This is a genomic window from Ruegeria discodermiae (genome assembly GCF_030758345.1).
Lineage (GTDB): Bacteria > Pseudomonadota > Alphaproteobacteria > Rhodobacterales > Rhodobacteraceae > Ruegeria_C.
The window spans coordinates 970,158-981,840 of record NZ_JAVAMO010000001.1; the positions used below are offsets into that span (position 1 = coordinate 970,158).

Consider the following 11,683-nt stretch of genomic DNA (forward strand, 5'->3'; position numbering starts at 1 on the left):
CCAACGGAGAGAGAGTATGACCAACAGACGTACATTCCTGAAAGGTGCCGCCGCTGCCCCGGCCGCCGCTGCGCTGGCCACACCCGCGCTCGCGCAGAGCCAGATCAAATGGCGGATGCAGACCTATGCGGGCGCGGCCCTGGCCGAGCATGTGATCGACCCGGCCATCAAGATGTTTAACCAGATCGCCGGCGACCGGATGCAGATCGAGCTGTTCTATGCCGATCAGCTGGTACCCACCGGGGAACTCTTCCGCGCCATGCAGCGCGGCACGATTGACGCGGTGCAGTCGGATGATGACTCGATGGCCTCGCCCACCGAAGTCACTGTCTTTGGCGGCTATTTCCCCTTCGCCTCGCGCTACAGCCTCGACGTGCCGGTGCTGTTCAACCAATACGGCCTGAACGAGATCTGGGATGAGGAATACTCCAAGGTCGGCGTTAAACACATCAGCGCCGGTGCCTGGGACCCCTGCCACTTCGCCACCAAGGACCCGATCAACTCGCTGGAGGATATGAAGGGCAAGCGTATCTTCACCTTCCCGACCGCAGGCCGGTTCCTCAGCCAGTTCGGCGTGGTGCCCGTCACCCTGCCCTGGGAAGATATCGAGGTCGCGGTGCAGACCGGCGAGCTGGATGGCATCGCCTGGTCCGGCATCACAGAGGATTACACCGTCGGCTGGGCGGATGTGACCAACTACTTCCTGACCAACAATGTCTCCGGCGCTTGGGCGGGGCATTTCTTTGCCAATATGGACCGCTGGAACGAGCTGCCCGAGGATCTGCAGACGCTCTTCAAGGTCTGCTGTGATCAGTCGCATTACTACCGCCAGTGGTGGTATTGGGGTGGTGAGGCCAATCTGCGGGTCAATGGCGACAAGCTCAAACTGACCACCATCCCGGATGAGGAATGGGCGCAGGTCGAACAGGCCGCCGTCAAGTTTTGGGACGAGATCGCCGCCGAGAGCGAGACCAAGGCCAAGGTGGTCAACATCTTCAAGCAGTACAATGAAGTCATGCAAAAGGCCGGACGGCCCTATCGCTACGGCTGATCCGTCGGGATTGGCACCTGCCCCGGCGCAGATAAGATCGCGCCGGGGCGCTTCGCTTCCGAAACTCGGAACGCGTGTTGAAAGGAACGAGAACTGGCCATCGCGGGTTTCATAGTCGAGATTTTCGCAGCAACAATGTTGCTGCTTTTTGCCGTGCGCTTCGTGCGCACCGGCATTGAGCGGCGCTTTGGCGCCATGTTCGAACGGCTGCTCACCGGCCATACCAGCACGGTGCTGGCGGGTCTGTCGGGCACTGCACTGGCGGTGGTGATCCAGAGCTCGGCTGCGGTGGCGCTGCTGCTGACCGGCTTTGCGGCGGCGGGTATGGTGGGGTTCGGCTTTGCCTTGGCCGGTGTGCTGGGGGCTGATCTGGGCTCGGCGCTGGTGGTGCAGCTTCTGTCCTTTGACCTGCGCTGGCTTATGCCGTTCCTGCTGGCACTTGGCGGCTGGCTCTATCTGAAATCCGATCGCAACCACACGCGGCTGAACGGGCGCATCCTGCTGGGGATCGCCTTCATCCTGATTTCGCTGCAACTCCTGCGCGACGCGGTCGACCCGATCCGCGAAAGCGCCTTTCTTCCGGCGGTCGCGGGCTATCTCAGTACCGATTATTTCGCCGCTTTCCTGGTTGGCGCAGCGCTGGCCTTCGTGATGCATTCCAGCGTGGCCGCGATCCTGATGTGCGTCGCGCTTGTGCAGGTCGACGCCCTGCCTTTTGCCGCTGGCCTGTCGCTGATGCTGGGGGCCAATCTGGGTGGCGCGCTGATCCCGATCTGGCTGACCCGCGATCTGGAGCCTGCGCCAAAACGCATCCCGCTGGCCAATTTCCTGCTGCGTGGCAGCGCGGCCCTTGCCTGCCTGATGGGGATCAACCTGTTTGGCCTTTCCGATATGCTATTACTGGGGCAGCCGGGCCAGTCACTGGTCACCGCCCATATCGCCTTCAACATGGCTTTGGTTCTGATCGCGCTTGCCTTCGTCGCCGCGATGGAACGCCCGATGACATGGCTGTTGCCCGACCGTGAAGAGCCACCTGCCAGGATCGCTGACCTTTTTGAGCCGCTCAGCCCGCTGGACGCACCAAATGGATCACGCGCTGGTCTGGCGATGTCCTCGATCCGGCAGGAACTGTTGCAGATGGTCACGCGGGTTGAACGGATGCTGCGCCCCGCGCTCGACCTCTATGAGCGGGACGACTCCGAAGCCATCGCCAGCCTGTGGCAGGAAGACGAGAAGGTGAATGTCCAGCTGACCCAGATCCGGCAATTTGTCGCGCGGATGCCGCGGCAGAACATGGCGAAATCCGATGTGAAAACCGCGCGCGCGCTGGTCGAATATGCGATCCGGGTCGAAGCGGCAGGCGATATTGCATCCAAACGCATGACCCGTTGTGCGCAGGACAAACATGAAGAGCGCGTGAGTTTTTCGCCCGCCGGATGGAAAGAGCTATCCGACCTGCACATGGCGGTTCTGGAGAGCTTTGCGCTGGCGCGTCACATCATCCTGGTGGACGACCTGGAATGCGCGCGCCGTCTGGTGCTGGACAAGGCCGAGATCAAGCGCTTGGAACGCGCCAGCCGCAAGGCGCATCTGAAACGTCTGGAACGCGGCACCACGGAAAGCTTCCAGTCCAGCGACCTGCATCTGGAAACCCTGCGGGCGCTGCGCGACCTGCACGGCCATATCGCCTCGGTCGCTTACCCGATCCTTTACCGTTCGGGCCAGATTCTGGAAACCCGATTGGTGACCGAAATGAAAAGCGAGCGGGTCAGTGACTGATCCCTGGAAACGATAGAAAACGGAATGACGCGATGAATGATGCATCTGCTCTGAAAGAGCTTTCGGCCCAGGTGGCCAGTGGCGCGGTGGATACGGTTCTGGTCTGCCTTGTGGACATGCAGGGCCGCTTGATGGGCAAGCGGTTTCACGCGCAGAACTTCCTCGACTCTGCGTGGCAGGAAACCCATTGCTGTAACTATCTGCTGGCCACCGATCTGGAGATGGCGACACCCGACGGCTATGCGGCCACCTCGTGGGAGGCGGGCTATGGCGACTATGTCATGAAGCCCGATCTGTCCACGCTGCGCCCGATGCCCTGGCTTGAAGGCACGGTGATGGTGCTGTGTGATGTACTGGATCATCACAGCCACGAACCAGTTCCGCATTCCCCGCGCGAGGTGCTGAAACGCCAGATCGCCCGCGCTGAGGCGCTGGGGCTGACCCCAATGATGGCAACCGAGCTGGAATTCTTCCTGTTCGAGCAGACCTATGACGCGATCCGCGCCGGGGGCTTTCGCGATCTGACCCCGATCTCGGGCTATAATGAGGATTACCACATCCTGCAGACCACCAAGGAAGAGCATGTGATGCGCCCCCTGCGCAATCACCTCTTTGCCGCCGGTATCCCGGTGGAAAACACCAAGGGTGAGGCCGAGGCCGGACAGGAGGAATTGAACATTCGCTATGCAGATGCTCTGGCCTGCGCCGATCATCATACGATTGCCAAACATGCCACCAAGGAAATCGCGCATCTTCAAGGGCATGCGGCTAGTTTCTTACCTAAATGGCATGCCTCGCGCGTTGGCTCGGCCAGCCATGTTCATCTGTCGCTCTGGCGCGGGGATGAACCCGCGTTTCATGACCCGGACGCGCCCCATGGGCTGAGCGAGATGGGGCGGCAATTCTGCGCTGGCATGATCGCTTATGCGCCCGACTACACCGCGTTTCTTGCGCCTTACGTGAACAGTTACAAACGCTTCATGAAGGGGACCTTTGCGCCGACCAAGACGGTCTGGTCGGTGGATAACCGCACCGCCGGGTTCCGTTTATGCGGTGAAGGCACCAAGGCGGTACGGATGGAGTGTCGGATCGGGGGCTCGGATCTCAACCCCTATCTGGCACAGGCGGCGCTGCTGGCGGCGGGCCTTAAGGGGATCGAGGACAAGATGGAGCTGGCCGCGCCCACCTCGGGCGACCTCTATGAAGATACTGAGGCCCGTGAAATCCCCCGCACCCTGCGTGATGCGGTCGAGACGCTGCGCGGCTCGGCCATGCTGCGCGCGGCGATGGGGGATTGGGTGGTTGACCACTACACCCGCTGCGCGGAATGGGAGCAGGAAGAGTTTGACCGGGTGGTGACCGATTGGGAAATCGCCCGAGGGTTCGAAAAGGCCTGAGGCATGACAAAGACAACGCAATGTATCTCTCCGATCGACGGGTCACTCTATCTGGAACGTCCGGTTCTGACCCCCGATGCGGCTCGCGCCACTGCCGCAAGCGCGCGGCAGACGCAGCGTGATTGGGCCGCGCGTCCCCTCGCGGAGCGGATCGCGCTGGTTCAGGCCGGCGTGGCGAAGGTCGGCAAGACCACCGGCCGCATGGCCGTGGAACTGGCCCATCAGATGGGCCGCCCCGTGCGCTATGGCGGTGAGTTCGGCGGGTTCGAAGAGCGAGCGCTGCATATGGCAAAGATAGCCGAGGAGGCCCTCGCGCCGATAATCGTTGAAGACAGCGACGCGTTCCTGCGCAAAATCACCCGAGAGCCACATGGTGTCGTACTGGTGGTGGCCCCGTGGAACTACCCCTACATGACGGCGATCAACACCGTGGCCCCGGCCCTGATCGCGGGCAATACGGTGTTGCTGAAACATGCCGCCCAGACCCTGCAGGTGGGCGAACGGCTGGCCGAGGCGTTTCACCTTGCGGGCGTGCCGGAGGATGTGTTCCAGAACCTGGTACTGGATCACGACGCCACCACCGACCTGATCGCGGGGCGGCACGTGGATTTCGTCAACTTCACCGGCTCGGTCACCGGTGGCCAGGCGATGGAGCGCGCAGCGGCTGGCACTTTCATTCCGGTCTCAACCGAGCTGGGCGGCAAAGACCCGGGCTATGTGCGGGCCGATGCCGATCTGGACGCGGCAATCGAAACGCTGATCGACGGGGCGATGTTCAACTCCGGCCAATGCTGCTGCGGGATCGAACGGATTTATGTGCATGGCACGCTGTTCAACGATTTCGTGGAAAAGGCCGTGGCACTGGTCAATGGCTACAAGCTGGGCAATCCGCTGGACCCCGAGACCACGCTGGGCCCCATGGCGCATATACGCTTCGCCCGCGTGGTCCGCGACCAGATCGAGGACGCGATGGCCAAGGGCGCGACCGCCCATATCGACCGCTTCGCCGAAGATGATGGCGGTGCTTATCTGACACCGCAGATCCTGACCAATGTGACCCACGACATGGACGTGATGCGCGAGGAGAGCTTTGGCCCGGTCGTGGGCATCATGCCGGTGAACGATGACGAAGAGGCGATTGAATTGATGAATGACAGCCGGTTCGGGTTGACCGCGTCCATCTGGACCCAAGACGCCGCCAAGGCGGACGAAATCGGCGCGCGGCTGGAAACCGGCACCGTGTTCCTGAACCGCTGCGACTATCTTGACCCCGGCCTGTGCTGGACCGGTTGCAAGGATACCGGGCGCGGCGCGGGCCTGTCGGTGTTGGGCTTTCACGCCCTGACCCGTCCGAAATCCTACCATCTGAAGAAGGCGTGAGCCCATGAAACTTGTTGGAACCTGGTCCTACCCCACCTCAATCCGCTTCGGCGCGGGACGTATTTCTGAAATTGGCGAGGCCTGTGCCGCCGCCGGGATCACCAAGCCGCTGCTGGTCACCGACAAGGGCTTGGCCGATCTGCCGGTGACCCAAACCACGCTCGACCTGATGGAGGCGGCGGGGCTGGGCCGGGCCATGTTCTCGGATGTGGACCCGAACCCGAATGAAAAGAACGTCGCTGCCGGGCTGGCCGTCTACCGCGAGGGCGCGTTCGACGGGGTGATCGCCTTTGGCGGCGGCTCAGGGCTGGATCTGGGCAAGGTGCTGGCCTTCATGGCAGGCCAGACACGCCCCCTGTGGGATTTCGAGGATATCGGCGACTGGTGGACCCGCGCCGACCCGGCGGGCATACATCCGGTCGTGGCGGTGCCCACAACTGCCGGAACCGGGTCCGAAGTGGGGCGTGCAGGTGTGATCACCAATTCCGAGAGCCACGAGAAGAAGATCATCTTTCATCCCAGGATGCTGCCCCTTCAGGTGATCTGCGACCCGGAACTGACCGTCGGCATGCCCAAGGCCATCACGGCGGGAACCGGCCTCGATGCCTTTGCCCATTGTGTCGAGGCCTATTGCTCGCCGCATTATCACCCCATGTCCCAGGGGATGGCGCTGGAAGGCATGCGACTGGTCAAGGAGTATCTGCCTCGCGCCTACGCCGATGGCAGCGATCTTGAGGCGCGCGCGCATATGATGTCAGCGGCGGCCATGGGCGCAACCGCGTTCCAGAAGGGCTTGGGTGCGATCCACGCGTTGAGCCATCCCATCGGCGCGCATCACCACACCCATCACGGCACCACCAACGCAGTCTGCATGCCCGCCGTGCTGCAATTCAATCGCCCTGCCGTGGAAGACGTTCTGGCGCAAGCCGCCGGCTATCTCGGCATCGAGGGCGGGTTCGACGGGTTCTGTGCCTATGTCGGCGGCTTGAACGCCGAGTTGGGTATCCCCCGCAGGCTGAGCGATCTGGACGTGCGCGACCCCGATATCGACACTCTGGTGCGGGACGCGCTTAACGACCCCTCAACCGGCGGCAACCCGGTGGAAATGACGGCTGAAAACACCCGCAAACTTTTCGAAGCCGTATTGTAGACCCCCGGCGCAATCACCGCTGATGTCCTCAGGCTGGGCATTGGCGGTGTTCTGCCTTGAGTTGAACAAATCTCATTCGGTGACGGTTTTGCACTTCTTAATCCGTTGCGAAGCCCCTATTATTGACGCCAGAGCGCAATAGCGCCGAACGCGGACAAAACGCCCGCAAACAGGAGCAGTTTGATGAAAAACATCATCGTAGCCGGGGCATTGGCCTCGGGTGTTTGTGCTGGTGCAGCCAGTGCGGCAGAATTCACCGGTGGCTATCTTGATCTTGGGTATTCCACCTTCACTGACAGCGACGACGGTTCCAAGATCTACGGGGCCGGTTCCGGGGAGCTCGGATTCACACGCAATTTCAGCATCCAAGCGGATGTCGGCGTCTACCGTTACCGCGAAATTGAGGAAACTGGCTATAACGGGACGCTTCACTTCATCTATCACACCAATGACGCCCTATCCGTTGGCGCTTACTACACCCGCGACGATCTGGACGGTGACAACGACGCCAACACCTACGGGATCGAAGCCGGTTATGAAATCGGCAATGTCGGGCTCGAAGGCTATGTCTCTCGGATTGATTTTGTTGATGCGGGGGATGCGGATGGCACGCTGCTCGGCGTCAAACTGGACACAGAAGTTGCACCTCAGATCACATTGTCCGCCTCGGTGGATTACCTTGATGCCTCCGGTGATGTTGACCTGACCCGATACAGCATCGGCGCTGATTACGATCTCGGCAGCGGGGCCCATATCTATGGCGAGGTTGGCGGCGCCCGCGCTGGTATCGACAGCTTCAGTAGAACCGAAGCCTATATCGGCGCCGGCTTGCGCATCAATTTTGGCAACGAACGTGGCACGACCTTCGGTCGCCGCGGTCTTCTTGACAAGCTGCCAGGTCTTTGATCAGCACGCGCCCGGCAGCCAAGCTGCCGGGCGCTCAAAACAACTACCTGCGACTGGCATCCGGCACCACGAGTTTCCGTGAAAACCTCGTGCCAAGCTTAAACTAGCTATGGGGAAATGGTGGGTGATAAGAGATTTGAACTCCTGACATCTTCGATGTGAACGAAGCGCTCTACCACTGAGCTAATCACCCGTGCGCGCGGTATTAGCGCTAGTCGGCAGGCTGTGCAAGAGGTTCTTTTTCCTTCTCCGCAACCGCTGCGGATTGCCGCAAACGGCAGATCACGACGCGACCATTTGCCTTTTCCTCGCTGCGATTGATCTTGAGCTTTCCGAATGGCTGCAGGTTCAGCTCGCGCCCTTCCGCGACCGTTTCACCGAGGATGGCGAGCAGCGCCTCAATCGCCGGTTTGGCATCCTTCTTCTTGACGCCGGAACGCACAACCACCTGATCGATCAGTTCTTTCTTGCGCAGCTCGGGCGCCGCCACAACCGGGGTCGAGGCGACCACTTTCGGCTTTGGTGCAGCCGCGTCAGCCGGTTTGGGTGCTGCGGGTGTCTTGCTTGCGTCGCCGGGTGTTTTGGTGGATTTCCGTGCCATTGCCTGCCTCACTGAGTGAATTTTGAGGCAAGTCTAGAGGGCGACACCCGTAATTGCCACAACCACTGGTGATTGAGCCATCTTTGTGGATCTCTGGTCCCCAAGTGCAACATGGAGACCGCAAACAACGCCGGGCGGGCCGCATGGCCCGCCCCGTTATTGGTAAACTGGTGCCGCGTTAATGCGCAGTCGCAATCGGCCCCTGCCCCGACGCAGCGGTCGCGGCGCGGGCTGCAGCAGCTTCTTCCTCGGCAGCTTCGTCCCATTCGATGGGCTCAGGCTCTGCGATCAGCGCATGTTTCAGCACTTCCGAGACATGCGCCACGGGGATGATCTCCAGCCCTTCTTTCACGTTGTCCGGGATCTCGGGCAGGTCTTTCTCGTTTTCCTGCGGGATCAGCACCGTCTTGATGCCGCCGCGCAGGGCCGCGAGCAGTTTCTCCTTGAGCCCGCCAATGGCCAGCGCATTGCCGCGCAAGGTAACCTCGCCGGTCATGGCGATATCCTTGCGCACCGGAATACCGGTCAGCACCGAGACGATCGAGGTCACCATGGCCAGGCCAGCACTGGGGCCGTCCTTGGGCGTGGCGCCTTCGGGCACGTGCACATGGATGTCCCAATTGTCGAACCGTGTCGGCTTGATCCCAAGCTGCGGGCTGACCGAGCGCACATAGCTCGACGCTGCCTCGATGGATTCTTTCATTACATCGCCCAGCTTGCCGGTGGTCTTCATCCGGCCCTTGCCCGGCAGGCGCAACGCCTCGATCGACAGCAGTTCACCGCCAACTGACGTATAGGCCAGCCCGGTCACAACACCGACCTGATCCTCTTTCTCGGCCAGACCATAGCGGAACTTCGGCACACCCAGGAAATCATCCAGATTGTCTGGCGTCACCTCGATTGAGTCGGCCTCTTTCTTGATGATCTTCGTCAACGATTTCCGTGCCACCTTCGCGATTTCGCGCTCAAGGTTCCGCACCCCGGCCTCGCGGGTATAGGTGCGGATCATCTCGGTCAGCGCGGCGTCGGTCAGCGCGAACTCCTTGTTCTTGAGCCCGTGGTTCTTGACCTGCTTGCTGATCAGATGCTGCTTGGCGATCTCGCGCTTTTCATCCTCGGTATAGCCCGCCAGCGGAATGATCTCCATCCGGTCGAGCAGCGGCCCGGGCATGTTGTAGCTGTTGGACGTGGTCAGGAACATCACGTTGCTGAGGTCGTATTCAACCTCCAGATAGTGGTCCATAAACGTGTTGTTCTGTTCCGGGTCCAGCACCTCCAGCATGGCCGAGGCCGGGTCGCCCCGGAAATCCTGCCCCATCTTGTCGATCTCATCCAACAAGATCAGCGGGTTGGTGGTTTTCGCCTTTTTCAGCGCCTGAATGATCTTGCCGGGCATGGAGCCAATGTAAGTCCGGCGGTGGCCCCTGATTTCACTTTCGTCGCGCACGCCGCCCAAGCTGATGCGAATAAACTCGCGCCCCGTGGCCTTGGCAACCGATTTGCCAAGCGAGGTTTTCCCCACACCCGGAGGCCCGACCAGACACAGGATCGGGCCTTTCAGCTTTTTCGAGCGCTGCTGCACGGCAAGATATTCGACAATCCGTTCCTTGACCTTCTCAAGCCCGTAATGGTCGTTGTCGAGGATTTCCTGCGCGCGGCCCAGATCCTTTTTGACGCGCGACTTGGTGCCCCATGGGATCGACAGGATCCAGTCAAGGTAGTTGCGCACCACAGTGGCCTCTGCCGACATCGGGCTCATATTCTTGAGCTTTTTCAGCTCGCCCTCAGCCTTTTCGCGGGCTTCCTTGCTGAGCTTGGTCTCGGCGATCTTGGCTTCCAGCTCGGCGACCTCATTGCCGCCATCCTCGCTATCGCCCAATTCCTTCTGAATGGCCTTCATCTGCTCATTCAGATAGTATTCACGCTGGGTCTTCTCCATCTGGGATTTAACCCGCGTCTTGATCTTCTTCTCGACCTGTAGAACAGACATTTCGCCCTGCATCAGGCCATAGACCTTCTCCAGCCGCTCGCTAACACTGAGTGTTTCCAGCAAGTCCTGCTTCTGATCCACCTCGATGCCCAGATGGCCCGCCACAAGATCGGCCAGCTTCGCCGGTTCCGAGGATTCACCCACAGCGGCCAACGCCTCTTCGGGAATGTTCTTGCGCACCTTGGCGTAACGTTCGAATTCATCGCCGACCGAGCGCAGCAGCGCCTCAGTGGTAGTCACATCGCCAGGGATTTCGGTCAGATATTCAGCCCGCGCCTCAAAGAAATCCTCGTTTTCCAGAAACTCGGTGATCCGCACCCGCGCCTGCCCCTCGACCAGCACCTTCACGGTGCCATCGGGCAGTTTCAGCAATTGCAGCACATTGGCCAGAACACCTGCGGTAAAAATGCCATCACTATCCGGGTCGTCCACCGCCGGGTCAATCTGACTGGACAGCAAAATCTGCTTGTCATCCTGCATCACCTCTTCCAGCGCGCGGACGGATTTCTCACGACCCACAAAAAGCGGCACGATCATATGCGGAAACACCACGATGTCGCGCAAAGGCAGGACGGGGTAGGACGAGTTGAGAGGCTCTTGCATGCTCTTTCCTTATCGTTAGCAAGACGGCGCGGGTCCCTGATGCAGGCAACCTGTGGCCATCTCCGGTCTAAGAGAGGTGAAATGGGGCGTGAGCGCTCACATTTCAACCTTACCTGTACGCCCGCCACAATGGCGCGAAGCCCGGAGGGCCGCAAGGCGATAACGTGTCACAACCGGGCAAAACCCCGCGAGACGGGACGATAACGGGACGGCGGGCGGGGCGATCCGCGCAACGCGCGGGAGCGGCGTCCCGCAGTCCCTAAAATCAAAACACCGACTGCACCGCGCGTGACAGGAAAAACCCGTGACCATCCAGATTGCGGCAATCAAGCCCTTTGGTCGAGGAATGACACGTAAATCCGCCAAATCGACCGGTAACGCCATACTCGGCCCGACTGTAGCCGCCCCTATTGTGGTTCACGGGCGCGCAGAGCATCTGGACCGGTCCCCTGTCATACATCAGAAAACTATGCCCCCAATCCGACGCGCAGCTTGCCGGGCGCGGCAAGGCAGGCGGTCCATAGCGCTCGATGATCGTGCATTCCAGATCAGAGGAGTTGGGCCCCTCACCAACCGTACACTGAATATTCTCGGACGGGGTCTCAAAGGTCCAGACATCCGCCAGAACTGGCGCGGCAACAAGAAGAAAACAAAAAAGAAAAATACGAAACACGCGACCTCTCCAAAGCAATAGGAAATTAGACAAAACAGGCTGATATCCTCAACAAGACTAACCCAGGGGCATCCGATTGTCACTTTGGCGCCACGGCACCTGTCAGATCGGGGACGCGCGGTAAAGGACGTCGCGCAATTGAGCCCATATCAA

Annotated in this window: 9 protein-coding genes and 1 tRNA gene; 6 read left to right on the plus strand and 4 right to left on the minus strand. The window is 60.6% G+C overall.

Translation table 11 applies throughout. The annotated features are described in order from the left end of the window. The first annotated feature begins 16 nt into the window (after window positions 1–16). The 6 genes from Q5Y75_RS04830 (at window position 17) to Q5Y75_RS04855 (ending at window position 7,663) form a co-directional block, all read left to right on the plus strand. Window positions 17–1,051 carry a TRAP transporter substrate-binding protein gene (locus Q5Y75_RS04830; protein ID WP_306194857.1) on the plus strand — a complete coding sequence of 345 codons (1,035 nt, stop codon included), beginning with the start codon at window positions 17–19 and terminating at the stop codon, window positions 1,049–1,051. A gap of 135 nt (window positions 1,052–1,186) precedes the next feature. After that, the gene (locus Q5Y75_RS04835) at window positions 1,187–2,830 is read left to right on the plus strand and encodes a Na/Pi cotransporter family protein (RefSeq protein ID WP_306194859.1); all 1,644 of its coding nucleotides are present in this window, start codon (window positions 1,187–1,189) and stop codon (window positions 2,828–2,830) included. A gap of 32 nt (window positions 2,831–2,862) precedes the next feature. Beyond that, entirely contained in the window at window positions 2,863–4,227 is a 1,365-nt protein-coding gene (locus Q5Y75_RS04840) for a glutamine synthetase family protein (RefSeq protein WP_306194860.1), read from the plus strand. A 3-nt stretch (window positions 4,228–4,230) separates the two neighbouring features. After that, a complete protein-coding gene (locus Q5Y75_RS04845; RefSeq protein WP_306194862.1) occupies window positions 4,231–5,607 on the plus strand; it encodes an aldehyde dehydrogenase family protein in 1,377 nt (458 codons plus the stop codon). Window positions 5,608–5,611: 4 nt separating this feature from the next. Beyond that, the gene (locus tag Q5Y75_RS04850) at window positions 5,612–6,757 is read left to right on the plus strand and encodes an iron-containing alcohol dehydrogenase (RefSeq protein ID WP_306194864.1); all 1,146 of its coding nucleotides are present in this window, start codon (window positions 5,612–5,614) and stop codon (window positions 6,755–6,757) included. A 183-nt stretch (window positions 6,758–6,940) separates the two neighbouring features. Next, window positions 6,941–7,663: a porin gene (locus tag Q5Y75_RS04855; RefSeq protein ID WP_306194866.1), complete on the plus strand. Its 723-nt coding sequence runs from the start codon at window positions 6,941–6,943 to the stop codon at window positions 7,661–7,663. A gap of 118 nt (window positions 7,664–7,781) precedes the next feature. On the opposite strand, the gene Q5Y75_RS04860 is transcribed toward Q5Y75_RS04855, so the two are convergent. The 4 genes from Q5Y75_RS04860 to Q5Y75_RS04875 form a co-directional block, all read right to left on the minus strand. Beyond that, window positions 7,782–7,856: transfer RNA gene (locus Q5Y75_RS04860), tRNA-Val, on the minus strand. Between the two features lie 18 nt (window positions 7,857–7,874). Then, window positions 7,875–8,264, minus strand: coding sequence for an HU family DNA-binding protein (locus Q5Y75_RS04865; RefSeq protein ID WP_306194868.1), 390 nt, complete (start codon window positions 8,262–8,264; stop codon window positions 7,875–7,877). 178 nt (window positions 8,265–8,442) lie between these two features. Then, on the minus strand, window positions 8,443–10,857 hold the full coding sequence (lon, locus tag Q5Y75_RS04870; protein ID WP_306194871.1) for an endopeptidase La: 2,415 nt from the start codon (window positions 10,855–10,857) through the stop codon (window positions 8,443–8,445). 265 nt (window positions 10,858–11,122) lie between these two features. Continuing rightward, window positions 11,123–11,530, minus strand: coding sequence for a DUF6636 domain-containing protein (locus Q5Y75_RS04875; protein ID WP_306194873.1), 408 nt, complete (start codon window positions 11,528–11,530; stop codon window positions 11,123–11,125). Window positions 11,531–11,683 lie beyond the last annotated feature (153 nt).